This window comes from Elongatibacter sediminis (genome assembly GCF_037892215.1).
In the GTDB taxonomy this organism is placed as follows: domain Bacteria; phylum Pseudomonadota; class Gammaproteobacteria; order Xanthomonadales; family SZUA-36; genus Elongatibacter; species Elongatibacter sediminis.
Genome location: NZ_JAZHOG010000004.1, coordinates 283,015 through 308,777, shown reverse-complemented (window position 1 = coordinate 308,777; position 25,763 = coordinate 283,015). Strand labels below are relative to the sequence as shown.

Annotated in this window: 24 protein-coding genes and 2 tRNA genes; 7 read left to right on the top strand and 19 right to left on the bottom strand. The window is 62.6% G+C overall.

What is annotated here, in order from left to right; all coding sequences use genetic code 11:
- Positions 1-3: 3 nt before the first annotated feature.
- From dnaQ to V3330_RS08250, 3 genes are read right to left on the bottom strand one after another with little or no spacing between them, the layout of a single operon-like run.
- A complete protein-coding gene (gene dnaQ / locus V3330_RS08260) occupies positions 4-729 on the bottom strand; it encodes a DNA polymerase III subunit epsilon (RefSeq protein WP_354694923.1) in 726 nt (241 codons plus the stop codon).
- A gap of 16 nt (positions 730-745) precedes the next feature.
- On the bottom strand, positions 746-1,183 hold the full coding sequence (gene rnhA, locus V3330_RS08255; RefSeq protein ID WP_354694922.1) for a ribonuclease HI: 438 nt from the start codon (positions 1,181-1,183) through the stop codon (positions 746-748).
- 22 nt (positions 1,184-1,205) lie between these two features.
- Positions 1,206-1,892 carry a hypothetical protein gene (locus V3330_RS08250; protein WP_354694921.1) on the bottom strand — a complete coding sequence of 229 codons (687 nt, stop codon included), beginning with the start codon at positions 1,890-1,892 and terminating at the stop codon, positions 1,206-1,208.
- Positions 1,893-1,970: 78 nt separating this feature from the next.
- Here V3330_RS08250 and gloB point away from each other — a divergent pair, with 78 nt between their 5' ends.
- The 3 genes from gloB (at position 1,971) to V3330_RS08235 (ending at position 5,249) form a co-directional block, all read left to right on the top strand.
- Positions 1,971-2,741, top strand: coding sequence for a hydroxyacylglutathione hydrolase (gene gloB / locus V3330_RS08245; RefSeq protein WP_354694920.1), 771 nt, complete (start codon positions 1,971-1,973; stop codon positions 2,739-2,741).
- Positions 2,742-2,811: 70 nt separating this feature from the next.
- Positions 2,812-4,371 carry a lytic transglycosylase gene (locus tag V3330_RS08240; RefSeq protein ID WP_354694919.1) on the top strand — a complete coding sequence of 520 codons (1,560 nt, stop codon included), beginning with the start codon at positions 2,812-2,814 and terminating at the stop codon, positions 4,369-4,371.
- 8 nt (positions 4,372-4,379) lie between these two features.
- Positions 4,380-5,249 (top strand): M23 family metallopeptidase, encoded by an 870-nt coding sequence (locus V3330_RS08235; protein WP_354694918.1) that lies wholly within the window; start codon positions 4,380-4,382, stop codon positions 5,247-5,249.
- A 40-nt stretch (positions 5,250-5,289) separates the two neighbouring features.
- Here the strand turns inward: V3330_RS08235 and folE2 are convergent, their stop codons facing one another.
- The 11 genes from folE2 to V3330_RS08180 all read right to left on the bottom strand — a co-directional run bounded on the left by folE2 (position 5,290) and on the right by V3330_RS08180 (position 14,457).
- The gene (gene folE2, locus V3330_RS08230) at positions 5,290-6,273 is read right to left on the bottom strand and encodes a GTP cyclohydrolase FolE2 (protein WP_354694917.1); all 984 of its coding nucleotides are present in this window, start codon (positions 6,271-6,273) and stop codon (positions 5,290-5,292) included.
- Between the two features lie 210 nt (positions 6,274-6,483).
- Positions 6,484-6,560, bottom strand: a tRNA-Pro gene (locus V3330_RS08225).
- A 75-nt stretch (positions 6,561-6,635) separates the two neighbouring features.
- The gene (locus tag V3330_RS08220) at positions 6,636-6,992 is read right to left on the bottom strand and encodes a MerR family transcriptional regulator (RefSeq protein WP_354694916.1); all 357 of its coding nucleotides are present in this window, start codon (positions 6,990-6,992) and stop codon (positions 6,636-6,638) included.
- A complete protein-coding gene (locus tag V3330_RS08215) occupies positions 6,973-7,272 on the bottom strand; it encodes an integration host factor subunit alpha (protein WP_354694915.1) in 300 nt (99 codons plus the stop codon). Before V3330_RS08215 ends, V3330_RS08220 begins: the two co-directional genes overlap by 20 nt.
- Positions 7,273-7,274: 2 nt before the next feature.
- Complete coding sequence (gene pheT, locus V3330_RS08210; RefSeq protein WP_354694914.1) at positions 7,275-9,647, bottom strand: phenylalanine--tRNA ligase subunit beta; 2,373 nt, start codon at positions 9,645-9,647, stop codon at positions 7,275-7,277.
- A gap of 25 nt (positions 9,648-9,672) precedes the next feature.
- Complete coding sequence (pheS, locus tag V3330_RS08205) at positions 9,673-10,716, bottom strand: phenylalanine--tRNA ligase subunit alpha (protein WP_435791620.1); 1,044 nt, start codon at positions 10,714-10,716, stop codon at positions 9,673-9,675.
- A gap of 129 nt (positions 10,717-10,845) precedes the next feature.
- Positions 10,846-11,202 (bottom strand): 50S ribosomal protein L20, encoded by a 357-nt coding sequence (gene rplT / locus V3330_RS08200; protein WP_354694913.1) that lies wholly within the window; start codon positions 11,200-11,202, stop codon positions 10,846-10,848.
- A 20-nt stretch (positions 11,203-11,222) separates the two neighbouring features.
- Positions 11,223-11,420 carry a 50S ribosomal protein L35 gene (gene rpmI, locus V3330_RS08195; RefSeq protein ID WP_354694912.1) on the bottom strand — a complete coding sequence of 66 codons (198 nt, stop codon included), beginning with the start codon at positions 11,418-11,420 and terminating at the stop codon, positions 11,223-11,225.
- A gap of 196 nt (positions 11,421-11,616) precedes the next feature.
- The gene (infC, locus tag V3330_RS08190; RefSeq protein WP_354694984.1) at positions 11,617-12,135 is read right to left on the bottom strand and encodes a translation initiation factor IF-3; all 519 of its coding nucleotides are present in this window, start codon (positions 12,133-12,135) and stop codon (positions 11,617-11,619) included.
- Positions 12,136-12,138: 3 nt separating this feature from the next.
- Positions 12,139-14,070: a threonine--tRNA ligase gene (gene thrS, locus V3330_RS08185; RefSeq protein ID WP_354694911.1), complete on the bottom strand. Its 1,932-nt coding sequence runs from the start codon at positions 14,068-14,070 to the stop codon at positions 12,139-12,141.
- Between the two features lie 312 nt (positions 14,071-14,382).
- Positions 14,383-14,457, bottom strand: a tRNA-Val gene (locus V3330_RS08180).
- Between the two features lie 233 nt (positions 14,458-14,690).
- Between V3330_RS08180 and dnaE the strand changes: the two genes are divergently transcribed.
- Positions 14,691-18,164: a DNA polymerase III subunit alpha gene (dnaE, locus tag V3330_RS08175; protein WP_354694910.1), complete on the top strand. Its 3,474-nt coding sequence runs from the start codon at positions 14,691-14,693 to the stop codon at positions 18,162-18,164.
- Between the two features lie 24 nt (positions 18,165-18,188).
- Here the strand turns inward: dnaE and V3330_RS08170 are convergent, their stop codons facing one another.
- Together V3330_RS08170 and V3330_RS08165 are read right to left on the bottom strand one after the other, a co-directional pair.
- The gene (locus V3330_RS08170; protein ID WP_354694909.1) at positions 18,189-18,782 is read right to left on the bottom strand and encodes a transglycosylase SLT domain-containing protein; all 594 of its coding nucleotides are present in this window, start codon (positions 18,780-18,782) and stop codon (positions 18,189-18,191) included.
- 192 nt (positions 18,783-18,974) lie between these two features.
- Entirely contained in the window at positions 18,975-19,856 is an 882-nt protein-coding gene (locus V3330_RS08165) for an acyl-CoA thioesterase (RefSeq protein ID WP_354694908.1), read from the bottom strand.
- A gap of 182 nt (positions 19,857-20,038) precedes the next feature.
- Between V3330_RS08165 and sbcB the strand changes: the two genes are divergently transcribed.
- Positions 20,039-21,574, top strand: coding sequence for an exodeoxyribonuclease I (gene sbcB, locus V3330_RS08160; protein WP_354694907.1), 1,536 nt, complete (start codon positions 20,039-20,041; stop codon positions 21,572-21,574).
- Positions 21,571-23,751, top strand: coding sequence for an acetyl-CoA hydrolase/transferase C-terminal domain-containing protein (locus V3330_RS08155; protein ID WP_354694906.1), 2,181 nt, complete (start codon positions 21,571-21,573; stop codon positions 23,749-23,751). Before sbcB ends, V3330_RS08155 begins: the two co-directional genes overlap by 4 nt.
- A 259-nt stretch (positions 23,752-24,010) precedes the next feature.
- Here the strand turns inward: V3330_RS08155 and V3330_RS08150 are convergent, their stop codons facing one another.
- The gene (locus tag V3330_RS08150) at positions 24,011-24,238 is read right to left on the bottom strand and encodes a hypothetical protein (protein WP_354694905.1); all 228 of its coding nucleotides are present in this window, start codon (positions 24,236-24,238) and stop codon (positions 24,011-24,013) included.
- A 264-nt stretch (positions 24,239-24,502) separates the two neighbouring features.
- Here V3330_RS08150 and V3330_RS08145 point away from each other — a divergent pair, with 264 nt between their 5' ends.
- Positions 24,503-24,784 (top strand): ComEA family DNA-binding protein, encoded by a 282-nt coding sequence (locus V3330_RS08145; RefSeq protein WP_354694904.1) that lies wholly within the window; start codon positions 24,503-24,505, stop codon positions 24,782-24,784.
- Between the two features lie 45 nt (positions 24,785-24,829).
- On the opposite strand, the gene recR is transcribed toward V3330_RS08145, so the two are convergent.
- Positions 24,830-25,429 carry a recombination mediator RecR gene (gene recR / locus V3330_RS08140; protein WP_354694903.1) on the bottom strand — a complete coding sequence of 200 codons (600 nt, stop codon included), beginning with the start codon at positions 25,427-25,429 and terminating at the stop codon, positions 24,830-24,832.
- A 7-nt stretch (positions 25,430-25,436) separates the two neighbouring features.
- On the bottom strand, positions 25,437-25,757 hold the full coding sequence (locus tag V3330_RS08135) for a YbaB/EbfC family nucleoid-associated protein (protein ID WP_354694902.1): 321 nt from the start codon (positions 25,755-25,757) through the stop codon (positions 25,437-25,439).
- Between the last annotated feature and the right edge of the window lie 6 nt (positions 25,758-25,763).

The window sequence follows — 25,763 nt, the reverse complement described above, 5'->3', positions numbered from 1 at the left end:
TCGCTAGCCGCCCTGCCCCTCCTCTTCGAGCTCCAGCCACAGGCATGCACCGGCCCGCTCGCGAATGGCCTCCAGCCGGGCCCGGTGACGAGCCAGCTCAGCGGCATCCGGTTCCAGCACCCGAACCGGCGGGCGTTCGCTGCGGTCGACCGCCATCATTCCGGGTTGCTCGGTGGGCCGGGCTTCGAAACTCAGTCCCAGGTCCTCCTGCCCGCCCGTCATCGCCAGGTAGACGTCGGCCAGGAGCTCGGCGTCCAGCAGGGCGCCGTGCAGGGTGCGGCTGCTGTCGTCCACCTCGTAGCGCTTGCACAACGCATCCAGGTTGTTGCGCTGGCCCGGATGCAGATCACGCGCCAGTTCCAGTGAATCGAGCACCGTGGCGAAATCGACGATCCGGCCCGGCGAATCGTTCAGCAGCGCCAACTCCGCATCGATGAATCCGATGTCGAACGCGGCGTTGTGAATGATCAGTTCCGCGCCACGGATAAAGTCGACAAAGGGCTCCGCGATCTCCGCGAACAGCGGCTTGTCGGCGAGAAATTCCAACGTGATGCCATGAACTTCGAGCGCTCCTTCCTCGATATCGCGTTGCGGGTTGATGTATTCATGGAAATGCCGCCCCGTGAGTTTGCGGTCGATCAGCTCCACACCACCGATCTCGATGATGCGATGCCCCTGGGTCACTTCCAGTCCCGTGGTTTCGGTATCCAGAACGACTTGCCGGTTCATGATGCCTCCGTTGAAATCACTGGCTGATGCCCTGGCGGGCCAATTGGTCGGCTCGCTCGTTTTCGGGCACCCCGCTGTGCCCCTTCACCCAGCGCCACGTGATGTCGTGCGGCACGACTGCTTTTTCCAGACGTTGCCACAATTCAACATTCTTGACCGGTTTGCGCCCCGCCGTGCGCCACCCGCGACGTTTCCATTGCTCCAGCCACTCGGTGATCCCTTTCATGACATACACCGAATCGGTATACACGGTAACCTGGCAAGGCCGCTTCAGCGCCTCCAGCGCGCGAATGACCGCCATGAGTTCCATGCGATTATTGGTCGTATCCGGCTCACCACCGTTCAACTCGCGGCGGTGGCCGCGAAACAGCATGACACTGCCCCAGCCGCCCGGTCCCGGGTTGCCGCTGCACGCACCGTCGGTATAGATTTCCACCTGCTCCGATTCTTCCAAGTCCTTGTTTCCTCCTGCTGGGTCAGCGGCCGGCCAGCGCGGTTGGCGCCCATCCGGCGGGTACGTCCTTGAGTCTGGGCCGCGCCATGCCCATCGGCCGGACGTGGCGGGCGTGCAACAGTACGATGTCCGCCGCCGGCAGGGCCAGCCGCCACGCGCCACGGCCCATGTCAGCCGGGTGCGGCCGTCCCAGAAAACCGGCGCCGTACCGGGCGTGCAGAACCACGTCGAATTCGAGCAGGCGGCGCCGGACCGCACCGGGCCGCAGGCGTGGCAATTCCGGGCGGTAGCCGGCATCAAACCCCGACCAACCGCAATGATTCAGGCCCACCACCAGCAGATCTCCGTCGGACGCGAGCACACGACAGGCCTCGCCGAGTTCCGGTTCCGTCCCGTCGGCGAGCACATGGTAGAGCGTGACACTGCGGAAGGCGCCGTCGGTAAACGGCAATTCGGCAGTTTCACATTCCATGACGGCACGATCGACTTTGGCAGCGGCATTCATACCGGCAGCCAGACGGATCGACGGCCCCGCCATGGCGTTTTCGCCCGAGCCCCACACCGGCTCGCGCTCCGGTCGCACCGATGGATGGCGAATCAGCAGGCGACCTTCAATCGCGCGCCCTGCGCGAATCCGCTTGCACAGCCCATTGGACAGGAATTCCAACCGAGGCTCGGCACCGCCCGGCGCGCCGATATCGGAATTCATGGACGGGACGGCCCTTCTGCTAAAATTGCCCGGTACCGGCCTTCGGGGCCAGCCGCACGAAAGGAGACCGATCGAGGCATGCTTGGTTTCAAGGTGGAAGCGATTCCCGCATTTACAGACAATTATATCTGGCTGATCCGCGCAGATGGCAACCACTGCGCCGTGGTCGACCCGGGCGATGCCGAACCGGTCATCGAACGCCTCGACGCCGAGGGTCTCAGCCTCGACTACGTGCTGATCACGCATCACCACCCCGATCATATCGGTGGGCTGCTCGCATTGGTGGAACGGCATCAACCCGAAGTCTTCGGGCCCGCGGACCCGCGGATTTCCGGCATCGATCACGTCATGCGCGAAGGCGGCCGGGCCAGGCTCACGAAGCTGGGCCTGGATTTCCAGGTGATCGAAGTGCCCGGTCACACCTCCAGCCACATCGCCTATTTTGGTGGCGGTGCCCTGTTCTGCGGCGATACGCTGTTCAGCGTCGGATGCGGACGCCTGTTCGAGGGCACGCCGGAACAAATGCAGTCGTCACTGGACAAACTGGCGCAACTGCCAACTTCGACCCGGGTCTTCTGTGCGCACGAATACACCCTGGGCAACTGCCGGTTCGCGCTCGAAGTCGAACCCGGCAACGAGGCCCTCCAGCGCCGGGCCCGGGCGGTCAAGACCGCCCGGGAGCGCGGCGAACGCACGGTTCCCAGCCTGCTGGGCGACGAACTGGAGGTCAATCCGTTCCTGCGCTCCCGCGCCGCGGGGGTGGTAGCCGCCGCCCGCAAACGCATTCCCGGCGCGGAACCGGGCAGTGATACGCTCGCCGCGATACGGGCCTGGAAAGACGCCTGGTAGGCCCAAAACGGTTGACCCACGGCCATTGAGAAGCATAATGGCCTGCTAAAACAAGAGATTGAGGATTCCGATGCCACTGCGTTCTCTGGCCATACCGGTTTTACTGTTCCTGGCAGGTTGTGCCACGACGGGCACGGATTCCGGCAGCGTTGACACACCACAGCCGATTCCCGCGCGCATCACCGTCGCGCCGCCCCAGTCCGCCGCAGCCGTGGACGATCACCTGTTCGTCCCCCCCCAAAACGAGGACGCGCCGGCCTATGCGAATGTATGGGAACGGGTGATCGACCGCTTCGGTCTGCCCGAATGCTCGGACCAGGAAATCAATCTGCGCTGGGCGAACTGGTATGCGGACCGCCCGGAATACATGGGTCGAATTTTCAAGCGTGCGCAACCGTGGATTTATTACATCGCCGAGGAACTGGAACGCCGTGACATGCCCGGCGAGCTGGCACTGTTGCCGATCGTCGAGTCTGCTTTCGACCCGTTTGCCTACTCCCGCGGGCGGGCGCTCGGCACCTGGCAATTCATCGCCGCCACCGGACGCCGCTACGGTTTGGCGCAGAACTGGTGGTACGACGGACGCCGCGATGTCTGGGCCTCCACTGCCGCCGCCCTGGACTACCTCGCTTACATGCAGCAGATGTTCGACGGGGACTGGCTGCTGGCGCTCGCCGGATACAATGCCGGCGAAGGCCGGGTCGGGCGCCAGATTCGGCGCAATCGGGCCGCAGGACGGCCGGCCGATTACTGGAACCTGAAGCTGCCGCGGGAAACGCGCGGCTATGTACCCAAGCTGCTCGGCCTCGCCTGCCTGTTCCGCGATGCCGAGAAATACGATTTCGAGATCCCCGACACCCCGGACCAACCCGTCGTCGCAGCGGTCGATATCGGCCAGCAGGCCGACCTCGTCCTGCTGTCCCAATTGAGCGAAGTGCCCATCGACGTGCTGTTCACCCTGAACCCGGGCTTCAACCGCTGGGCAACCTCACCGGAAGGCCCGCACCGGGTGGTGCTGCCGCTGGAGAACGCGGACCGGCTCAAAGAACGCCTGACGGACATGGACCGCAGCGCCCTGATGCGGTGGGACCAGGTCGTCGTGGAGCGCGGCGACACGTTGTCCCGCCTGGCGCAGCGGCATCACGTGCCGGTCACGGTGTTGAGAACAGCCAACGAACTCGATGGCGATTTGATCCGCCCGGGACAGAAACTGCGACTGCCGCGCGACGACCAACTGCTGGTGGACCCCCTGTATGCCGCCGCGGCCGCCGAATTGCTGGATTTGCAGTCCGGCCTGATTTCAGCTGACCGGCTCACCCATCGCGTACGTTCCGGCGAAAGCCTTTCCGTCATTGCCCGGCGCTACCGGGTCAGCGTCAAAGATCTGCAGCGCTGGAACAACATCCGCGATCCGCGCACGCTGCGGGCGGGGGCCAACCTGGTGGTCTTTCACACCCCAACCCGCCAGAATGCGACCAGTGGAACCGTTCAGCACATCGTCCAGCGTGGCGACTCGCTGTGGAGCATCGCGCGCAAGTACAAGGTTCGGGTCAATGACCTGAAATCGTGGAATGATCTGGATGCCGGCAACACGATTCAGCCGGGACAATCCATCCGCATCCGGCTTTGAGCCGGTCCATGGCCCCTGTCAATCGCCGTATCTCCATCGCCGCAGCGCTCCTCCTGTTCGCGGCGTTCTGCCTGTGCACCGCGCCCGGAACGGCCTGGGCGGTCACGCTTGAAGGCGAAGCCATCCAGGGCGGACTGATCTTTGGTCAGGCCCGACCGGGCAGCGAGGTCGACCTGGACGGCCAGCCCGTGATGGTTTCCGGGGATGGCCGCTTCGTGCTGGGGTTCGGGCGCGACGAGACCGGCACGAGAACACTCAGCGTCATCGAGCCGGGCGAGGAAAAACAACGGATCGATCTGCCGGTACGCGCACGAGACTACGCCATCGAACGGGTCGACGGACTGCCGCCGCGTACCGTGACACCGGACCCGGCAGCCGCGCAGCGCATTCGTGAGGAGGCCGCACTGGTCTCGTCCGCTCGCTCGCGGCGGGATTCGCGTACCGACTATGCTGAAGGCTTCGCCTGGCCGGCGGAGGGCCGCATCAGCGGCGTATACGGGAGCCAGAGGATTCTGAACGGCGAACCGAGGCGTCCACACTACGGGCTGGACATCGCAGCGCCCACGGGCACCCCCGTCCATGCGCCCGCGGCCGGCATCGTGACCCTCGCGCATCCTGATATGTATTATTCCGGCGGCACCCTGATCCTCGATCACGGCCAGGGCCTGTCATCGACCTTTCTGCACCTCAGCCGTATTCTGGTCGAAGCGGGAATGACGGTTGAAAAAGGGGATGTGATCGCGGAAATCGGCGCCACCGGACGGGCGTCCGGTCCGCATCTGGATTGGCGCATGAACTGGATGGACCGCCGGGTGGATCCGCGCCCTCTGGTGCCGGAATTGCCGCCGTCGGACGGCGCGGCCGCAAACCCTCGCTGATTCGCCAGGGCCGGTAACGCTCGTCAGCCGCGGTTGGCGGTTACTTGCGTGATGAACCCAATCGCACCGGTGAGCCGCCGCCGGCCACGTAACCGCCGTCCACGCCCTTGGTCACCACGGACACGGCGTTGTGCGGGTGCAGGCTTTCGTAGTGCGTGCAGCGCACCCAGAAATCGAGAATTCGCTCGTCGCGATTCAACGCCGTCTGAATGCGGCGCCCCGCATCTTCGCAGAACATCAGATTCTGACCGTTCAGCAACGCGAATGCCTGTTCGTCCTCGCGCTTGACCGTGGCCTGAACCGGGGTGCGCAGAGCCCCTTCAATCTGGTCAATCAGTTCAACGATGGGGAACATTTCGAAACTGGGGGTGAGTCGAACCCGCAGTTCGGCCGCCGAACGCTGGCTGTGCGGGGTCGCGACAATTCCGCTTTCACCACCCAGCCATTCGAGAACGCCCGCGGTATCGACCTGTTCCTGGCCACCGAAGTCCTCGCGGAACTTTTCCTGGATGAGCTGCCGGGCCAGGGCTGCCGAACAGGGACAGGTGCTGGAGTAGAGTACTTCCAGGCCCATTTCCAGGCTGAATTCGTTGTTCTCGAGCACGCCGATCATGGAAACCGGGTAGCGCCGCCAGCCGACGTTGTCGCTTACCAACGCCGGACGCCGGGTCACGTAATCGAAATCCACACGAATCAGCGCCCGGTCACTCAGGCCCTCATGGGAGTCGAGAAAGGCCCGCAGCATCTGACGCAGCGTGCAGGGATTGAGGGGACGCTGGGAGAACGTTTCATCCAGGTGCAGATACAGGCGCGACATGTGAATGCCGCGAACATGCGGTTCGGTGAGATTCACATAGGCCGTCACCAGTGCGGTCGACTGAATCAGCCCGCCGGCGTCGTCCTCGATCCGGACCGGCATCTCGATTTCGTTCATGCCCACCCACGCCAGGGTGCCGGAAACTTCCGCCTTCACGTCATTGGCGATATCGGGCATGTCCCGCAATACATTTTCAAAAGGACTCATATCATTCTCCGCGCCTGAACCTACCTTATGGGTCCGCTCAACCCCGGTATCAAGCGCTGTGCCGGGCGATCAGGGGAAATTATCCGCCAAATCCCGCCCGCTGGCCAATGCAGCGGCTGCTCCGGCAGAAAGGACGCCGGCCGGGCCCGGGGCCCGGGAACAGGGATGTCAAACAAAAAACGGCCGAACCGGCCGTTTCGATTTGCTGGATGGTCGGGGCGGCGAGATTCGAACTCGCGACCCCCACAACCCCATTGTGGTGCGCTACCAGGCTGCGCTACGCCCCGACACGTGAAATCCAGCAGAAACGTTCCCCGCATGGGGAGGCGGCATGGTATCAGAGGCCGCGCCCGCGGGAAAGCTCAGCGCTTGAGTACCTGCAGAACTTCTTCGAGTTCCATACGGACCTGGCGAATGATCTGCTGGCTGCGATTGACGTCGTCCTTCGCCTCGTCACCTTCCAGCATCTGGCGGGCACCGCCGATCGTATAGCCCTGCTCGTACAACAGGCTGCGAATCTGGCGGATCATCATGACGTCACCGCGCTGGTAATAGCGGCGGTTGCCACGGCGCTTGACCGGCTTGAGCTGCTCGAACTCCTGCTCCCAATACCGGAGCACGTGTGGTTTTACCCCACAGAGATCGCTGACTTCGCCAATCGTAAAATATCGTTTCGCCGGTATCGGCGGGAGATCACGGTCAAGTCCCGGATCCAACATAGGCTTCTACCCTTGCACGAAGTTTCTGGCCCGGACGAAACGTGACGACTCGGCGTGCCGAAATCGGGATTTCTTCCCCGGTTTTCGGATTTCTGCCTGGTCGCTGATTCTTTTCGCGTAATTGAAAATTACCGAAACCAGATAACTTGACGTTCTCGCCCCCTTCCAGCGAATCTCGGATGGCCTCGAAAAACGAATCCACGAATTCCTTGGCCTCTCTTTTGTTCAGACCTACTTCCTCGAACAACCGGTCTGCTAAGTCCGCTTTGGTCAGCGACATTGTTATCCTCTCAACTGGGCTTTCAATTCTTGTTCCAGACCGGAAACGACCCGTTTGATGACCGGGTCAGCGTCTTCATCCGTAAGAGTGCTAGAAACGTTCTGTAAAATCAAGCCAATAGCAAGACTTTTATAACCTTTTTTCTGGGTTTCGTCATGGTATACATCAAAAACGACCAATTTTTGTAACAGTTCACCGGCGGCTGCCACCACGCAGTCGTGCAGTTCAGCATACGGAATACCTTCCGGAACCCACAGAGCCAGATCACGGCGTACCGACGGGAATCGCGAAATGGATTTCGCGTATGGTATTTCTCGTTTTGCCAGAATATCCAGGTCGAGTTCGAAGGCGAAAACGCTCCGGCCAATGTCCAGTTGCTCCAGCACCCCGGGGTGCAGGGCTCCGCACCAGCCGAGCTCGGCGCCGTCGCTGTGAATGACGGCACTGGCTCCGGGATGAGCCCAGTCCCGCTCCAGGGGCGCAAACGTCACGCTCGCATCACCGCGCGACTGCAACAGGCATTCGACATCGCCCTTGATGTCGAAAAAATCCATGGGCCGCGCTTCTTGCGCCCATTGCTCGGGCTGCGCCAGTCCTGTTGCGACCCCGGCCAGAAACGACCGCTCCCGCAGACTCCCGTTCTGCTCGAAGACACGGCCGGTCTCGAACAGCCGAACCCGATCGTGCTGGCGGTTCAGATTATGCTGCAGCGCGGTCAGCAGTCCGGGCACCAGGGACGTCCGCATCACATCCATGTCCGAAGCCAGCGGATTGGCCAGCGCCAGCGCCGGACCGTCCATATGCAGTGTCTGCAGCAGGCGACGGTCGACAAAACTGTAGTTGATCGCCTCGAAGTAACCGGCGCTGCACAGTGCTTCACGCAGCTGCTCCAGCGGCACGTCGTGGAGGGCGACACTGCCGACGGTGGCTTCGCCACCAGGCGGTTTCTCGGGAATGTGGTCGTAACCGTGAATGCGCGCCACCTCCTCGATCAGGTCCTCCTCCCGCTCGATGTCGGTGCGTGCGGAAGGGGCGGTCACCCGCCAACCTTCTTCGGTGGTTTCGACCTGCATGCCGAGACGCGCGAGAATCGACTCCACGGCATCACGCTCGAAAGGCATGCCGACGAGGTGTTCGAGACGCTGGTGCCGCAGCAACACCGGCTGGTTGGACGGCAGGTGTTCGGCTGCCTCGGCCAGCAACACCGGCCCGGCCGTTCCGCCGCAGATGTCCAGCAACATGGTCGTGGCCCGCTCGATCGCATCGACCTGTCCCTGCGGATCGACGCCCCGCTCAAATCGATGGGACGCGTCGGTGTGCATGCCGTATCGCCGCGCCTTGCCCATGATGGTGGATGGCCGAAACCAGGCACTTTCCAGCAGTACACGGTTGGTGGCGTCGGTGACCGCGCTCGTCTCACCACCCATGATTCCCGCCAGGGCCACCGGACCGTTCTCATCGCAAATGGCGAGGATTTCCGGATCGAGGTCGACCTCGGACCCGTCCAGCAGGGTAAGTTTTTCACCCTCATTGCCACGGCGCACGCTGATGCCGCCGTGCAGGCGGTCGAGATCGAACGCATGCATGGGCTGACCCAGCTCCAGCATCACGTAGTTGGTGACATCCACCACCGGGCTGATGCTGCGAACCCCGCACCGCCTGAGCGCTTCCTGCAGCCACAGAGGCGAAGTCGCGGTGGTGTCCAGACCTTCGATCACGCGACCCGCGTAGCGGGCGCAATCCTCCGGGGCATCCAGGCGAATCGGAAAATCGGCCGAACTGCCGGGCTCGACCGGAACAATGTCAACGGGCGTGAATTCGGCCGCGCAACTCGCCGAGACATCGCGCGCCAGCCCGCGAATCGACAGGCAGTCGGCGCGATTCGGCGTCAAATCCACTTCGATCGAACAGTCGTCCAGATCGAGCCACTCACTCAGATCCCGCCCCACCGGCGCGTCGGCCGGCAACTCCATCAGACCGGCGTGATCGTCCGACAGGCCAAGCTCCCGGGCCGAGCACAACATGCCGTGGGATTCGACACCACGCAGCCTGGCGCGGCGAATTTTCATATCCGGGCCGATGGTCGCCCCCACCCGGGCGAAGGGCGCCGTGAGCCCGGCCCGCGCATTCGGTGCGCCGCACACGACCTGTACGGGTTCGCCACTGCCATCGTCCACGGTGCAAAGCGAAAGGCGGTCGGCATCCGGATGCGGGCCGCGGTCGATGATGCGCGCCACGACCACGCCCTCGAACTGTGTCGCGACGGGCGACACCGAATCGACTTCCAATCCGCTCGTGGTCAAACGCGCGGCCAAATCTTCCGCGCCGATATCCAGGCGCACCCATCGCGCCAGCCACTGGTAGCTGAATTTCATGCGGTCGGTCCCGTATCCGTTCCGCTCACCGGAACTGGCTCAACAAGGTCAAATCGTTCTCGAACATCTGGCGCAGGTCCGTGATGCCGTATCTGAGCATGGCGAGCCGGTCGACACCCATGCCGAAGGCGTAACCCGTATAACGCTCAGGATCCACCTTGCACGCCTCCAGGACATTCGGATGCACCATGCCGCAACCGAGAATTTCCAGCCATCCGGGTTCGGTACCGCCACCCTTGTCCCAACCGATGTCGACTTCTGCCGAGGGTTCGGTAAAGGGAAAGTAGGAAGGACGAAAGCGCATTTCGAGCGAGCGTTCGAAGAACGCGTTCAAAAACGCATGCAGCACGCCCTTGAGGTCGCCCATGCTGACGCCCTCACCCACCAGCAGGCCCTCGATCTGATGAAACATCGGCGTATGGGTCTGATCCGAGTCGCTGCGATACACCTTGCCCGGCGCAATGATCCGAAACGGCGGCTCGCCCTGCTCCATGACCCGAATCTGGACCGGGGACGTGTGGGTTCGGAGCAAGCGCCCGTCACCGAAGTAGAAGGTGTCGTGCATCGCGCGCGCCGGATGGTGCGGCGGAAAGTTCAGGGCTTCGAAATTGTAATAGTCGTCCTCGACTTCCGGACCGATCGCGACATCGAAACCCAGGCGCGAAAAAATGCGGGTGGCGCGTTCCATTGCACGCGTGACCGGGTGCAGACCGCCCCGTTGTTCGCCACGGCCCGGCAGGGTAACGTCGACCCGCTCGGCATGGAGGCGGGCTTCGAGCTCGGCCTGCTGGAGTTCCGACCGGCGTCGCGCCAGCACCTGATTGAGTTCGGCCTTGGCGGCATTGACCGACTGACCCAATGCCTTGCGTGCTTCGGGCTCGAGCGAGCCCAGCGATTTCAGTACGGCCGTCAGTTCGCCTTTCTTGCCCAGATACCGCACCCGCAGGTCGTCCAGCGACCGCAGGTCGGCGCAGTCCGCCACGGCCGCGATACCGCGCCGCTGGATTTCGCCAACCGTATCTTCGCTGACCGCGCTGGTGTCGACCCCGTTGTTACTGACTCTGTCCACCCGTTATCCCCGGGGCGAGGCGGAGATGCCAGTGGCGGCCCGCGCTCGCCGGTCAAAGCGTATGAGACTCGATGCCGGGATGACGCCGGGCGGAACAGGCGTCCCGCCCTTCGAATCCCGGCGCCGCGTTCAACCGAGACTGGCTTTCGCTTTCTCGGCCAGCGCCCCGAATGCGGCGCGATCGTTGACCGCGAGGTCAGCCAGCACTTTCCGGTCGACTTCGATGTCCGCCTTGTTCAGGCCGTCGATGAAACGGCTGTAGGACAGTCCGAATTCCCGGGCCGCGGCGTTGATACGCACGATCCACAGGCTGCGGAACTGCCGCTTGCGCTGACGGCGGTCGCGGTAGGAGTATTGACCGGCCTTGATGACGGCCTGCTTGGCGACCCGGAATACCTTGCGCCGGGCGCCGTAATAGCCCTTGGCCTGACCCAGCACCTTCTTGTGACGCGCACGCGCCTGAACTCCACGTTTTACTCTGGCCATGTTCCTTGTCCTCCCTCAGATCAGGCGTACGGCAGCAAGCGCTTGACGGACTTCTGGTCGGCGGCATCGATCATATCGGTGCCACGCAGTCCGCGCTTACGCTTCTGGTCTTTTTTGGTCAGGATATGGCTGTGAAAGGCGTGGCCTCGCTTGAAGCCGCCAGAGGCGGTTTTCTTGAATCGCTTGGCCGCGCCCCGGTTGGTTTTCAACTTGGGCATGGTGTTCTCCTGTTTGATGCGCGTCCCGAAACCTGTCCGGCACGGCATCGATTCATGTCACGTCGCTCGAGCGGCCGCCTGAACGGCACTTTTCTTCCTGCTCGGCATCGCTTCTTCTGCACCACCGGACGCGCAGCCCGGTGTCAGCCGGTCAGTATAACTGATCGGCGGAAATTAGCCAGGATTTTCGGGGGGTTCAGGTCTTTTTCGGCGCGATCATCATGACCATCTGGCGACCTTCCATGCGCGGGTACTGCTCGACGGTGATTTCGTCCGCCATTTCCGCTTCCACGCGCTTGAGCATCGCCGCTCCCAGTTCCTGGTGCGTCATCTCGCGCCCACGGAATCGCAAGGTTACCTTGACCTTGTCGCCATCTTCGATGAATCGGCGAACATTGCGCATCTTGACCTCGAAGTCAGCATCTTCGGTTCCAGGCCGGAATTTGACTTCCTTGACTTGAACCTGCTTTTGCTTCTTTTTGGCCTGCTGTGCCTTTTTCTGTTGTTCGAACCGGAATTTGCCGTAATCCATGATCCGGCAAACCGGTGGTTCTCCGTTCGGTGCGATCTCCACAAGGTCGAGCCCTTGTTCCTCAGCCAGACCGAGCGCCTGCGCGACCGGCATGATCCCAGCCTGCTCGCCCGCGGCGTCGATTACCCGAACCTGCGGCGCTGTGATGTCGTGATTGCGCCGCGTCTCTTTTCCTGATGCGATGTGTCAGTCCTCCGTTTGGTTTTCAGTCTGGCCCCGCCGGTTGATGTTTTCGGCCAGGTGCCCACAAAACGTACCGATGTCCAGGCTTCCCAGGTCTTCACCCGACCGGGAACGCACAGAGACAGTACCACTCTCGACCTCCCGGTCGCCAACTACAAGCAGGTAAGGAACCTTGCCCAGAGTGTGCTCGCGGATTTTAAAGCCGATTTTTTCGTTTCTCAAGTCCGCATCCGCCCGGAACCCTTTATTTCTAAGCACTTGGGCGACCCTGTTGCAATATTCGATCTGCTTTTCACTGATATTCAGCACCATGGCCTGGACCGGTGCCAGCCAGGGCGGGAACGCCCCCGCGTAATTTTCGATCAGAATCCCGATAAAGCGCTCCAGCGAGCCGAGAATGGCCCGGTGCAGCATGACCGGAACCTGGCGCGCACTGTTCTCGTCGATGTAACTGGCGCCCAGCCGCTCCGGCATGAAGAAATCCACCTGCAGGGTGCCGCACTGCCACACGCGGCCGATGGTGTCCTTGAGCGAAAACTCGATCTTCGGACCGTAGAAAGCGCCTTCACCGGGGTTCTCCGCCCATTCGATCCCGGCCTCGTCGAGCGCCGCGGCCAGGGTGGCCTCGGCCCGGTCCCACTGCGCGTCGTCGCCGATTCGGTTCTCCGGGCGGGTCGACAGCTTGACCAGCACGTCGGTAAACCCGAAGTCCCGGTACATCGCATACAGCAACTCGATGAAGGCCGCGGATTCGGCCTGAACCTGATCCTCGGTGCAGAAGATGTGTGCGTCGTCCTGGGTAAACCCCCGAACGCGCATCAGGCCGTGGAGCGCGCCGGAGGGTTCGTTGCGGTGGCAGGACCCGAATTCGGCCAGGCGCACCGGCAGGTCCCGGTAACTGACCAGCCCCTGGTTGAAAACCTGTACGTGACACGGGCAATTCATCGGCTTGATCGCGTAAGTACGGCTTTCCGATTCGGTGATGAACATGTCGTCACCAAACTTGTCGGCGTGACCGGATTTCTGCCACAGGGAAATATCCACGACTTCCGGCGTATTGATTTCCTGGTAGCCGTGCTCCCGCAACTGCTCGCGCACATAGTCCTGAATCTGGGTATAAATACGCCATCCGTGGTCGTGCCAGAACACCATGCCCGGCGCTTCTTCCTGGAAATGGAACAGGCCCAGTTGCTTGCCGAGCCGGCGATGGTCGCGTTTCTCGGCTTCCTCGAGCCGTCTGAGGTAAGCCTTGAGCTCCTTCTTGCCGGCCCAGGCGGTGCCGTAAATGCGTTGCAGCATCTCGTTGTTGCTGTCACCGCGCCAATAGGCGCCGGCCAGACGCATCAGCTTGAATTCACCCAGGCGCCCCGTATCCGGCACGTGCGGCCCACGGCACAGGTCGATGAAATCGCCCTGCCGGTAGAGACTGATCGTCTCGCCCGCGGGAATGTCCTCGATGATTTTCGCCTTGTATTCCTCACCCTGCTCCCGGAAAAAGTCGATCGCCTCATCGCGGGGCATGACTTCCCGGGTCACCGGCAGCGCCGCCTGGCTCAGGCGCTGCATCTCGGCCTCGATTTTTTCCAGGTCTTCCGGCGAAAAGCCCGGGGGATAGGAAAAGTCGTAGTAAAAGCCGTTCTCGATGACGGGCCCGATGGTGACCTGCGCTTCCGGGAACAGGTGTTTGACGGCCTGGGCGAGCAGGTGCGCGGTCGAATGCCGGAGAATCTCCAGCCCCTCGGCGTCGCGGGCGGTGATGATACGAACCTCGGCATCCTGATCGATGACGTGCGCCGCATCGCGCAGGCGCCCATCGACTTCACCGGCCAGGGTGGCCTTGGCCAGGCCCGGCCCGATGTCGGCGGCAAGGTCCAGTATGCTTACTGGCGCGTCGAAAGTTCTCTGGCTTCCGTCAGGTAGCGTGATTACCGGCATGCTTCTTCCTGCAACGAATGGCTTGACTGGTCCGGCCCGGCATGGAGCAGGCTCCACCCCCGACCGCTGTAACGAATCCCGAAACGAAAAAAGGGCGCAAAGCGCCCCGCCGGGATCGCTTTGCCAACCGCTTTATCAACCGGGAGTTCGCCGCGTAAATTTCATGCAGGCCATTGTACGGCGGTTTGCCGCGCCATGAAAGCGCACTCACCTGCACCTGACCGCCCGGAAGCCGACCCAGCGGCGTGCCGGCCGGCCGCCGCGAATCGCGCAAAAGAAAAACCAGGCCGAAGCCTGGTTTCGAAAATACGATGGTGGGCACGACTGGGATCGAACCAGTGACCCCTGCGATGTCAACACAGTGCTCTACCGCTGAGCTACGCGCCCGTAATTCACCCTTGACCCCGAACCTGATCAAAGCACGGGCCGGAAGACAAGGGCCGCGAAATTTACCACAGCAACGCGGTGCGGCTCAACCACTGTGTGACGAACGGACTGACCCGGGGAACTCGCCACCGTCGAAGGGGCGCGCGGGCGCCACACATCCCGACGATGCCGGGGTAGAATAGGATTCGGACTTTCCCCATCGCGCACCCGAACAGGTAATCCGGCACTCGAACATGCCCCGGCCATTCGTCCACCTCCATCTGCATACCGAATATTCGCTGGTGGACGGAACCCTGCGTATCCCGGAAGTGGTCGAAGGCGCCCGGCGGCTGGGGATGCCGGCGATCGCCGTCACCGACCACACCAACATGTTCGGTATGGTGAAGTTCTATCGCGCTGCCGAGAATGCGGGAATCAAACCCATCATCGGCGCGGATATCCAGGTCACCTCCCCGTCCGATCCTGGTCAGTCGGGCCGCATGGTGCTGCTGTGCCAGAACCGCAGCGGCTATCTCAACCTTTGCGATGTGCTCAGCCGGGCCTATCTGGAAGGCCGCGACCGGGGAATGCCGGTGGTGAATGCCGAATGGCTGGACGATCACGCTGAAGGGCTGATCGCCCTCTCGGGCGGCGTCGACGGAGAAATCGGCCAGGCGTTGCTGAACAATCACCCGAATCGGGCCCGGCAGGCGTTCGAACACTGGATGCGGCTGTTTCCGGACCGCTTCTACCTGGAGATCAACCGGCTCGGGCGGGAGACGGAACAGCGCATCGAAATGCCCGGACTGGACCTCGCGGATACCCTGGGCTGCCCGGTGGTGGCCACCAACGACGTGCGCTTCCTGAAGCGCGATGGCTTCCGGGCGCACGAGGCGCGGGTCTGCATCCACGAAGGGCGCCTGCTGGCCGACAAGCGGCGCGAACAACGCTACACCGAGGATCAATACCTCAAGAGCCCGGAGGAGATGAACGAACGCTTCTCCGACCTGCCGGAAGCTCTGGACAATGCCACCGCCATCGCGCAGCGCTGTTCGCTGGAGCTGGAATTCGGCCGTTACTACCTGCCCGCATTTCCCACCCCCGAAGAACACGACGCCGAATCGTATTTACGCGAAGTCGCCGAGCAGGGTCTGCGGAACCGGATCAAAACCCTGCCCGATCATCATGCCTTCAGCCGCGAGGATTACCAGGAACGTCTGGATATCGAACTGGCGGTCATCAACCGCATGGGCTTCCCAGGCTACTTCCTGATCGTCGCCGACTTCATTCGCTGGGCCCGGGAGAACGACATTCCGGTCGGTCCGGGTCGCGGCTCCGGGGCAGGCTCACTGGTCGCCTATGCGCTGGGCATCACCGACCTCGACCCGCTGGAACACGAACTGCTGTTCGAACGCTTCCTGAATCCCGAACGCATCTCCATGCCCGACTTCGATGTCGACTTCTGCATGGAGAAACGTGACCTCGTCATCGACTACGTCGCCCGCACCTACGGGCGCGACCAGGTGGCGCAGATCATTACCTACGGCACGATGGCGGCCCGTGCCGTAGTGCGCGATTGCGGACGCGTACTGGGCCACGGATATGGGTTCGTCGACAGCATCGCCAAGCTGATTCCGATGACCCTGGGCATCAAGCTCAAACAGGCGCTGGAGGAGGAACCCCAACTCAGGAAGCGCTACGACGAGGAAGAAGATACCCGCGGCGTTCTCGACCTGGCCATGTCCCTGGAAGGCTTGTCACGCAACGCCGGCAAACACGCCGGCGGCGTGGTCATCGCACCCTCCCGCCTGACCGATTTCACGCCGCTGTTCTGCGAATCCACGGGCGGCAGCATCGTCACCCAGTTCGACAAGGACGACGTCGAATCCATCGGGCTGGTCAAGTTCGACTTTCTCGGACTGCGCACCCTGACCATCATCGACTGGACCCTGAAAACCGTCAATCGCCAGCTCCGTGAGGCCGGGGAGGATCCCGTCGAACTGCAGGCCCTGCCGATGGACGATGCGCCGACGTTCGCCCTGCTCCAGTCGTGCCGGACAACGGCCGTGTTCCAGCTGGAATCGCGCGGCATGAAAGACCTGATCCGGCGATTGGTGCCCGACAGTTTCGCGGAGATCGTCGCACTGGTGGCTTTGTTCCGGCCTGGACCGCTGGAATCCGGCATGGTCGGGGATTACATCGACCGCAAGCACGGCCGCTCACGGGTCGTCTACCTGCACCCCAAGCTCGAACCGATTCTGAAACCCACCTACGGCGTGATCCTGTACCAGGAACAGGTCATGCAGATCGCGCAGGTTCTGGCCGGCTATTCGCTCGGCGCCGCCGACCTGCTGCGGCGCGCGATGGGCAAGAAGAAGCCGGCCGAAATGGCCAAACAGCGGGAAATTTTCGTCAAGGGCGCCACCGAGCGCGGTGTCGAGGAAGCGCTGGCCAACAACATTTTCGACCAGATGGAGACCTTCGCCGGCTACGGCTTCAACAAGTCGCACTCGGCCGCTTATGCCCTGCTCTCCTACCAGACCGCCTGGCTGAAAACCCACCACACATCGGCATTCATGGCGGCGGTCCTGTCGGCCGACCTCGACAACACCGACAAGATCGACGAATTCATTCACGAATGCCGGGACCTGGGCCTGACCATCGAGCCGCCGGACGTCAACCGCTCGCAGCGCATGTTCACGGCCCGGGACGACCGCACCATTCTCTATGGCCTGGGCGCAATCAAAGGCCTCGGGCACGGCGCGATTTCGTCCCTGGTCGAAGAGCGCGAAACCAACGGCCCCTTCACCGACCTCGCGTCGTTCTGCAGCCGCCTGGACCTGCAGAAGGTCAACCGCCGGGCGCTCGAGGTCATGATCCGCTCCGGCGCGCTGGACGAACTGGACCCGGACCGCAACCGGGCCCGGATGATGCACGAACTGCCAGACGCCCTGCAGGCCGCCGAGCAGGTTCAGCGCGACCGCGCCTCCGGCCAATCGGACATGTTCGGTCAATTCGAAACGGTCGCCGAAACGCGCCCCGTGGAACACGAGGCCTGCGCCCCGTGGACGACCTTGCAGTCACTGCAGGCCGAACGCGACGCGCTGGGTCTTTATCTCACCGGCCATCCCACCGGGGTGTATGCCCGGGACCTGGCCCGATTCACTTCCTGCACATTGGCTGAAGTCGCCAAAAAGATCCCACCCGACATGGATACGAGCCATCGGCGCGGCGGGGTCAAGATGAATCTGGCAGGGACGATACGGGCCATTCGGCGACGCGCCAATCGTGGCGGCTTCATCACCCTGGAGGACAGCAAGGGGCGGCTGGAAGTCGCACTGTTCGACCAGACCTGGAACCAGTACGCTGAACTCCTGACCAAGGACGAAATCATCGTCGTCGAAGGTCGCGTCGCGCCGGACGATTTCTCCGGCGGATTCCGCATGAGCGCCGACCGCATTCAAACCCTGTCCCAGGCTCGCGCGGCCTACGCCCGCGGCGTCCACTTGTCCCTGCGCGGACCCTGCGAGGACATCAGCACCCGCCTGCAGGACACATTTCGACCTTATCGCAACGCCCACGGGCACCCGGTTTTCATCGATTATTCGAACCCGCGGGCGCGGGCACGGCTGCAATTGGGCGAGAAATGGAAAATTGAAGCCTGCGAGGAAGTCGTCGCCGCCCTGTCCGACCTGCCGGACGTGAGTGAGGCCCGGCTCGTTTACTGAGGCGCCGGAGCGCTTCGCCGGAGTTCAGCCGCCCGCCTGGCGGTAGCGCCGATACAGGATATTGACCCGGCGCACGTACTCCCGCGTTTCTTCGAACGGGGGAACGCCCCCATGCTTCTGCACCGCGCCGGCCCCGGCATTGTAGGCCGCGGCAGCCAGTGTGGAATCGCCGCCGAATGCTTCCAGCAGCTCGGACAGATGCCGCGCGCCGCCCTCGATGTTGTCCGCCGGGTCAAACGGGTTCGAAACGGCCAGTGAGCGTTGCGTCTCGGGCATCAACTGCATCAGGCCCTGGGCACCTTTGGGCGACACGGCCTCCGGCTGGTAAGCCGACTCGGCGTGGATGATGGCGCGAATCAGGGATTCTTCGAGCCCGTTGCGCAACGCAGCCCCATGAATTTCTTCACGAAAGGCCCGGGTGTTCAAAGCGACCTTTTCCCAACTCACGCCGCGGCAGCGGGGGTCGGACGCATAACAGGGAAACCGCAGGGTCTCGTAAGCGTGGTCCTCCGGTGGCGCGATGTTGGTGAAAGTGACGATTCCGTCTTCGTCGACGTACTTGTACACCTGCGCCCGGACCGGGAACGACACCACGACGGCGCAGAGCAGCAGCACCATTCCATTCCACCTCAACAACGCGGTCCTTTGCATTGATGAACCTCGGTATTCTTCGGGCATGAGACCTCAGTGCGATCCATTTTAAACCGATTTTCAACCGCTTGTCCCACCACTCGACCGAACAACCGGCTCCTGTTTCGCCGGTACTTCCCGGGCCAGGGCGGCGCCACATCATGACGCTGGCTCACCCGATCAGGTGTTATCACGGTTCTTGCGCAGGCGGATTACGCCTTCCTGGGCGGTGCTCGCCACCAGCCGGCCATCGCGGGAAAAAAGCATCCCGCGCGACAACCCGCGCCCGCCCCCGGTACTGGGACTGTCACAGTCGTACAGCATCCAGTCATTGAGCCGGCAACTGGCATGAAACCACATCGCATGGTCCAGGCTGGCCATGACCAGGTCACCCTGTGCCCATGACAGACCGTGCGCAAGCGTGCCGGTTCCCACCAGGTGAAAATCCGAGACGTAGGCCAGCAAGGCTCGATGCAGAACCGGATCGTCCGGCAGTTCACCGTGCAATCGGAACCAGACCTGCTGCCGGGGCTCCTGGGGTTCGGGGTGGAACGGGTCATAGTCACCGACCCGGCGGAATTCGAACGGCCCGAACCGGTCGATCCATCGCCGCATTTTCTGGGGCAGGTGCTCCAGCGCCGACGGGTCGACCGGCTTGCCCGGGCCGATGCGGTCCGGCGGCGGAACGTCGGGCATGTCGAACTGGTGCTCCAGACCTTCTTCGAATACCTGGAACGAAGCCGCCAGCGTGAAGATGGGCCGGCCGTGCTGGATGGCCACCACCCGGCGGGCGCTGAAACTCCTTCCATCACGGCTGCGGTCGACGCTGTAAACAATGGGCGCCGCCGGATCACCGGCCCGCAGAAAATACGCGTGCAGCGAATGCGCCAGGCGATCCTCGACCGTCGCGCTGGCCGCCAGCAGCGCCTGGCAGAGCACCTGGCCGCCGAATACGCGCTGAGTACCGATGTCGCGGCTCTCGCCCCGAAACAGGTCGGCCTCGAGGGTTTCGAGATGAATGAGTTCCAGTAATTCCTGAAAACCTTCTGCGTATTCGTCCATAAATCGACTGCTGCCATGGTGAGCGGACGCTCATGGTGTCACGGCGGCCAGCGCGGGCCAAGTCCCGGGAACCGGCACCGGCCCGGCACGGACGTGGCATGCCCTGCCTGGACGACTGACTGAGATCGTGTACTCTCGCCACCGAATGCGGCAGGATAAGACGGACGGACCACGGATCACCCATGAAGCCACCCCGCAGTTTTCTCTGGCACGACTACGAAACGTTCGGCGCGAATCCGAGAAGCGACCGGCCCGCCCAGTTCGCGGCGATTCGAACCAATGCCGAACTCGAACCCGTCGCCGACCCCATCAGCTGGTATTGTCGCCCGGCCAATGATCTCGTACCGCACCCCATCGCCTGTCTGATCACGGGCATCACGCCGCAGAAAGCCTGCGAAGCAGGACTACGGGAGGCGGATTTCGCCCAGCGCATTCACGCCGAGATGATGGTGCCAGGCACCTGTAGCGTGGGCTACAACAACATTCACTTCGACGATGTCGTCACCCGTCACCTGCTGTACCGCAACCTGCGCGACGCCTACGAGCGCGAATACCGGAACGGCAACTCCCGCTGGGACCTGATCGATCTGTCCCGGATGTGTTACGCGCTGCGTCCGGACGGTGTGCACTGGCCGCTGCGGGATGACGAGGCCGCCGCCCGGAGCCCCACACCCGTGCCCAGCTTCCGGCTGGAGGATCTGACCGCGGCCAATGGTATCGAGCACGGACAGGCCCACGACGCACTGGCAGACGTGACGGCCACCATCGAATGGGCAAGGCGCCTGCGCCAGGCCCAACCACGCCTGTTCGAATGGGCCCTGGGCCTGCGTGACACGGCAACAGCCCAAGGCCTGCTGGATCCCGTCGATCCCCGGCCTGTACTGCACACGTCTTCGAGAATTCCAGCGGCGAGGGGCTGCACCACGCTGGTCTGGCCGCTCGCCGTGGTGCCCGACCGCCCCAAGTCGGTCATCGTTTTTGACCTGATGGGAGACCCAGCGCCGCTGCTCGAGGAACCGGCCGACCGGATCGCAGACCGGGTGTTCACGCCGACCGCGGACATGCCCGAAGGGGAGGAGCGGCTCCCGCTCAAGGTCGTGCATTGCAACCATGTGCCGATGCTGGCACCGGAGGCCACCCTGAAAGGCGTCGATCAGGAACGCATCGCGCTGGACCGGGACCGCTGCCTGGCCAACGCCGAGGTCATCCGGGCATCCATCGACACCATCCGCCCGAAGGTGATCGAGGTGTTCAACCGGCCGTATGAGGATGCGCATTCAGGGACGGACACGGACCCGGACGTGGCGCTGTATTCCGGCGGTTTTTTCCCGCCGCATGACCGGTTTCTGATGAACAAGGTGCTGCAAACGCCAGCCGAGGAACTCGGCAGCCACAGCTGGTCGTTCGAAGACCCGCGGCTGCCCGCCCTGCTGTTCCGTTTTCGCGCGCGAAACTACCCCGACACCCTGTCACCCCAGGAAGTCGCACTCTGGGACCAATACCGCGCCCAGCGGCTGCTCTCGCCCCCCGACTCACCCTTCATGGGCTACGAGGCTTTCCAACAGGCCTTGACCGATGCACGCGCCCTCCATGCCGACGCTGTCGACAAACAACGCATTCTCGACCAGGTCGAATCATGGCTGCACGAATGTGGCCTCGAGCATGTGTGGCGGGAGAACGCGAATGCCGCGGCCGCCCCTTCCCGCCCGGCGCCATGAAACCGCTCGTCACCGCGAAGCTCGATGAATTCGTCGCATTCGTTCGCGGCCGGCTGGGCGACCACTGGGTCGTTGGCGCGCCATTGGGGCTCGGCAAACCCAACCATCTCGTCAATGCGCTGTACCGGGCCGCCAAATCCGACCCGTCGATTCGCCTGGAACTGTTCACGGCGCTGTCGCTGAACCCCCCCAAACCCGCACAGGGACTGAAACAGCGTTTTCTGGGGCCGTTCGTCGAGCGCCACTTCGGCGGCTATCCGTTGCTGGATTACATCGCCGACCTGGACGCCGGCGCGGTGCCGGAGAACATCGTCATCAGCGAGTTCTACCTGCGTTCCGGCAGCCGCCTCGGCGATCGCCACATACAGCGCCACTATGTTTCCAGCAATTACACACACGTCGCGCGCGACATGGCTGCGCGCGGTGTGAATCTGCTGGTTCAGATGGTGGCTACCCGATCCGACCGCCCTGATGACTTCAGCCTCAGCTGCAATCCGGATGTCACCCTGGACCTGCTTCGGCTGCTGCCCCGTGAGCACCTGATGGTGGCGGTGCAGCCGAATCCGGATCTGCCGTACATGACCGGAGATGCCGAAGTGGCTGCGGACACGTTCGACATCATTGTCGAGGACCAGGCACAACGCCTGTTCGCGGTGCCGCATATGCCGGTCAGCGATACGGACTACCTCATTGGCCTGCACGCCAGCCAATTGATCCGTGACGGCGGGACCTTGCAACTGGGCATCGGATCGCTGGGCGATGCCGTGAGCTTTTTCACGGCGATGCGCCATGGCGACAATCCGGCCTATCGGAAACTGCTCGCCGACAGCGATGCGGATCAGCGCGTAGGCCGTGAACTGCGTGAAGAATGGGGTGGAGAAGCCCCGTTTGAAATCGGCTTGTACGCCGCCAGCGAGATGTTCACCGAAGGATTTCTGCACCTCTATCGCGCCGGAATTCTGCGGCGCCGCGTTTACGACCACGTCGGGATTCAGGGCTTACTCAATCGCCGGCTGATCGCCGAACGCCTGCGCGCGGATACGTTCGACGTTTTGTGGCGCGAAGGTATGGTTCCAGTCTGCCTGACCGATTCGGACCTGGGCTGGCTGGCCGACTTCGGCCTGCTCGATCCGCAGGTCCGCTGCGCAGCCGAAACGCTCGAATTTCCGGACGGCGGAACCGTTCCAAACGATCTGAGTCAACCAGAAGTTCGCCAGGCACTCGGACGACATGCGGAAAATCGCGAGCTGAAAGGAGGCGCAGTACTCCATGCCGCTTTTTTCCTCGGCTCGCAATGGATGTACGACACTCTCAACGCCCTGACTGACGCCGAGCGTGAAGAATTTCGCATGACGGCGGTTTCACGCATCAACCAGCTTTATCGCGGGGAGGCCCTGGACCGCGCACAGCGCCTCGAGGCGAGGCTGGTCAACTCAACCATGAAAATGACCCTGCTCGGAGCTGCAGTGTCGGACCAGTTGCGCGACGGCCAGGTGGTCAGCGGTGTGGGCGGGCAATACAACTTCGTCGCGATGGCGCACGCCCTGGACCGGTCGCGATCCCTGCTGATGTTGCGCAGTTTTCGCGGTCACGGTTCCGAAGCCGTGTCCAATATCGTCTGGGAGTACCCCCACGCGACCATCCCGAGGCATCTGCGCGACCTGGTCGTGACCGAATACGGCGTGGCCGACCTGCGCAGCGCCAACGATGAAGAATGCATTCGCCGCCTGATCTGCCTGGCCGACAATCGCTGGCAGGAGGCTTTGCGGACCGAGGCCGTCGCGGCCGGCAAACTGGATCCCCATTGGCGGGTCCCGGCACCTTATTGCGAAAATTCACCCACCTGGGTGCGAGGCGTCACGGCAGCCTGGCGTGCCCGTGGCCAGCTGTCAGATTACCCGTTCGGCAGTGACTTCACGCCCGAAGAAGAGCAACTGACTCGCGCGCTGGCCTGGTTGCAAAGCCACTCACGGAACTGGCGGGCACGAGCACGACTGGTGTTCTCGGCCATCGCCTCGGCCGGCAAAGCGAGCGAGGAAAGCCATGTACTGCTGCGCCGCATGGGGCTGGAACGAAGCTCCGGCCCGGGCGATTGGCTCGACCGCAGGCTGCTGCTTGTGGCCATTCGATCCACAATCCAATCCGGGTCGAATGCGCAGGCTTCGGATGAGCCGTAGCGATTGAACGAATCAACAACTTATAGCACTTTCCTCGATTCGATTCTCTCAGCTTATACACAAGTCACTGATTGTCTATATGACCGTCTCATGACATCGTTACCCGCCGTGGACGATTGCAGCTTGCAGATACAAATGACTGTATTCATTGGAGTTTTTTGATCTGGTTAAAATTTGATCAAAGCGGGAGGTCGCTTGCCCCGTTTGATGACCCGCCAGGTTCTGCACAAGGTTATCCACAGAATTTGTGGATAACTCCTCATGCGACATTCAGAGTCAGCTGACCGGCGTTTGCGGCCTGCCGTGACGACGCTCTGCGAGTACGCACGGAGCGTTTCAGTGCCCGTTTCGCGGCAGGTGAAACGAACTCCACATGGGTCCCGTCGCTGAACTGCAACATCCAGATTTCCCGCGGAGCGCTGCGATCGGGAATCGAAGCGATCACGCCGGTAATGGTTTTGCCAATCAAGTCCTGTTTCACGTCCATCGGGATATCTCCTGTCTGCCGTTTCTCTCTGGCCGAACCATGAATTCGTGCCTGAAATTGCACCTGTTCGTGGCTGGCAGGCTTATTGAACGATATCTGTTTCTCAAAACCTGAGAGTAGCGATGAGTCGGATTCCTACACCCATTCGGGCGTTTTTCCGGTGACCCCGAACCGGCACGTCCCTAGTCTGGAGTTACCCGGCCACCGAACGGCGCCGGGCGGAGTCGAACAACTTCTGTAACGACACTGGCACTGGAGGTTCACATGAAATCCCTACTGACAATCCTGCTGTCCTGCCTGCTCAGCTGCTCGATCTGGGCCGTGGAATCGGTTGACATCAATAAGGCATCGGCCGAGGAAATGGCTTCCGCACTGACCGGAATCGGGCTTTCGAAAGCGGAGATGATCGTGCGCTACCGGGACGAGAACGGCCGCTTCGAGCACGCCGATGAACTGGTTAACGTGAAGGGCATTGGCCTGAGAACCGTTGACCGAAATCGCGACCGCATTCGCGTCGAGGGCGGCGCCGAACCGGCGGGCGATTGAATCGCAACGACTACAGCCTGGCGCGCTCAGATCGCCAGGCTGTTTTCATTCGACCAGCAGCCGACTGGAAAACGCGTGAGCGATAGTCGACTGGTCGGTAAATTCCAGCTCCCCCCCCAGGGGCACACCGTGCGAGATCCGGGTGGCGCGGATGCCATACGACGAAGCCATGCGCTGCAGGTAAATCGCAGTCGCCTCACCTTCTACGGTAGGGTTGGTGGCAATAATGAGTTCCGCCGGCGTGCGGTCCTTGAGCCTGCGATCAAGCTCGTCCAGACCCAGATCTTCCGGGCCGATTCCGTCCAGGGGCGACAGCCGGCCCATCAACACGAAGTACAGACCGCGGTAGCCGGTGGCCTGCTCTATCGCCAGCACGTCGCTGGGCGATTCGACCACGCATAGCAGGGAGGTGTCGCGGCGCGAATCCGAACAGATCCGACAGACCGGATCTTCAGTCAGATCGCGGCATTGCTCACACCGCCCGATGCGCTCGATAGCCGACTCCAGCGCCTGCGCGAGACGCGTTCCACCGGGCCGGTCGCGTTCGAGCAGGTGCAGCGCCATTCGCTGGGCGGACTTCGGGCCCACCCCGGGCAGGCAGCGCAAAGCTTCCATCAGTTGGCCGAGCAGGGGCGAAGCGGTCATGGGTGTTCTAGAACGGCAGTTTGAACCCGGGAGGCAATGGCAAACCGGAGGTCAGGCCGCTCATTTTCTCCTGTTTGGTATCGTTGATCCGGTTGACTGCATCGTTGACCGCGGCGGCCACCACATCTTCCAGCAGTTCCGCATCGTCGAGCATGGATGGATCGATCTGTACCCGGCGCACCGCATGGGCTCCGGTCATGACGACCTTGACCATGCCCGCGGCCGCCTCACCGGTCACTTCGAGCTGTTCCAGCTCTTGCTGCGCCTTGGCCATCTGCTCCTGCATTTTCTGTGCCTGTTGCATCAGGCCCGCAAGGTTTCCTTTCATGTCTCT

What these genes read in the sequence shown, in the direction of transcription:
- dnaQ (WP_354694923.1), bottom strand. Translation starts at nt 729, where the DNA reads ATGAACCGGCAAGTCGTTCTGGATACCGAAACCACGGGACTGGAAGTG.
- V3330_RS08250 (WP_354694921.1), bottom strand. Translation starts at nt 1,892, where the DNA reads ATGAATTCCGATATCGGCGCGCCGGGCGGTGCCGAGCCTCGGTTGGAA.
- gloB (WP_354694920.1), top strand. Translation starts at nt 1,971, where the DNA reads ATGCTTGGTTTCAAGGTGGAAGCGATTCCCGCATTTACAGACAATTAT.
- V3330_RS08240 (WP_354694919.1), top strand. Translation starts at nt 2,812, where the DNA reads ATGCCACTGCGTTCTCTGGCCATACCGGTTTTACTGTTCCTGGCAGGT.
- V3330_RS08235 (WP_354694918.1), top strand. Translation starts at nt 4,380, where the DNA reads ATGGCCCCTGTCAATCGCCGTATCTCCATCGCCGCAGCGCTCCTCCTG.
- folE2 (WP_354694917.1), bottom strand. Translation starts at nt 6,273, where the DNA reads ATGAGTCCTTTTGAAAATGTATTGCGGGACATGCCCGATATCGCCAAT.
- V3330_RS08220 (WP_354694916.1), bottom strand. Translation starts at nt 6,992, where the DNA reads ATGTTGGATCCGGGACTTGACCGTGATCTCCCGCCGATACCGGCGAAA.
- V3330_RS08215 (WP_354694915.1), bottom strand. Translation starts at nt 7,272, where the DNA reads ATGTCGCTGACCAAAGCGGACTTAGCAGACCGGTTGTTCGAGGAAGTA.
- pheT (WP_354694914.1), bottom strand. Translation starts at nt 9,647, where the DNA reads ATGAAATTCAGCTACCAGTGGCTGGCGCGATGGGTGCGCCTGGATATC.
- rplT (WP_354694913.1), bottom strand. Translation starts at nt 11,202, where the DNA reads ATGGCCAGAGTAAAACGTGGAGTTCAGGCGCGTGCGCGTCACAAGAAG.
- rpmI (WP_354694912.1), bottom strand. Translation starts at nt 11,420, where the DNA reads ATGCCCAAGTTGAAAACCAACCGGGGCGCGGCCAAGCGATTCAAGAAA.
- thrS (WP_354694911.1), bottom strand. Translation starts at nt 14,070, where the DNA reads ATGCCGGTAATCACGCTACCTGACGGAAGCCAGAGAACTTTCGACGCG.
- dnaE (WP_354694910.1), top strand. Translation starts at nt 14,691, where the DNA reads ATGCCCCGGCCATTCGTCCACCTCCATCTGCATACCGAATATTCGCTG.
- V3330_RS08170 (WP_354694909.1), bottom strand. Translation starts at nt 18,782, where the DNA reads ATGGTGCTGCTGCTCTGCGCCGTCGTGGTGTCGTTCCCGGTCCGGGCG.
- V3330_RS08165 (WP_354694908.1), bottom strand. Translation starts at nt 19,856, where the DNA reads ATGGACGAATACGCAGAAGGTTTTCAGGAATTACTGGAACTCATTCAT.
- sbcB (WP_354694907.1), top strand. Translation starts at nt 20,039, where the DNA reads ATGAAGCCACCCCGCAGTTTTCTCTGGCACGACTACGAAACGTTCGGC.
- V3330_RS08155 (WP_354694906.1), top strand. Translation starts at nt 21,571, where the DNA reads ATGAAACCGCTCGTCACCGCGAAGCTCGATGAATTCGTCGCATTCGTT.
- V3330_RS08150 (WP_354694905.1), bottom strand. Translation starts at nt 24,238, where the DNA reads ATGGACGTGAAACAGGACTTGATTGGCAAAACCATTACCGGCGTGATC.
- V3330_RS08145 (WP_354694904.1), top strand. Translation starts at nt 24,503, where the DNA reads ATGAAATCCCTACTGACAATCCTGCTGTCCTGCCTGCTCAGCTGCTCG.
- recR (WP_354694903.1), bottom strand. Translation starts at nt 25,429, where the DNA reads ATGACCGCTTCGCCCCTGCTCGGCCAACTGATGGAAGCTTTGCGCTGC.
- V3330_RS08135 (WP_354694902.1), bottom strand. Translation starts at nt 25,757, where the DNA reads ATGAAAGGAAACCTTGCGGGCCTGATGCAACAGGCACAGAAAATGCAG.